This window comes from Rhodococcus sp. EPR-157 (assembly GCF_001647195.1).
GTDB lineage: Bacteria > Actinomycetota > Actinomycetes > Mycobacteriales > Mycobacteriaceae > Rhodococcoides.
This window is the reverse complement of the sequence record NZ_LVCV01000658.1, coordinates 1-505: the sequence shown is the minus strand read 5'-3', so window position 1 is coordinate 505 and position 505 is coordinate 1. Positions and strand designations below refer to the sequence as shown.

General features: G+C 62.6%; 1 protein-coding gene. It reads left to right on the top strand.

The window, feature by feature from the left end:
* Positions 1-505: MCE family protein (locus A2J03_RS27865; RefSeq protein WP_156520630.1), on the top strand; the 505-nt coding region annotated here is incomplete at both ends.

Here is a 505-nt window from a genome sequence, read left to right as displayed (position 1 = left end):
GTATCGATCTGGTGACCGATTCCGTCGGAAATGCGTTGCCGTCGAACGCCGATGTGAAAGTGCGCGGTCTGATCGTGGGCGAGGTCAGGTCCGCGACCTCGGTCGACGGCGTCGTCACCGCGAAGCTGGCGATCGATCCGGACAAGGCGGAGCTTATTCCGTCGAACACCACCGCTCGGTTGCTGCCGAAGACTCTGTTCGGCGAACGGTATGTGGCACTGATGATTCCCGAGAACGACACCGCGTCGCCGATCACCGACGGCACCGTGCTCCGGCAGGACACCAGTGGAAGCGCGATCGAGGTCGGGCAGCTACTGGACAACCTGCTGCCGTTGCTCGAGGCGATCCCGCCGCAGGATCTGGCGAGCACGCTCGGTGCGTTGGCGCAGGGCTTGTCCGGTCGTGGACAAGAACTCGGGATGACGATCGATCGGCTGGAGAACATCTTCAAGGGTCTGAACACCGAACTGCCGAACATTCAGGAAGACCTGCGCGGTCTTGCCGA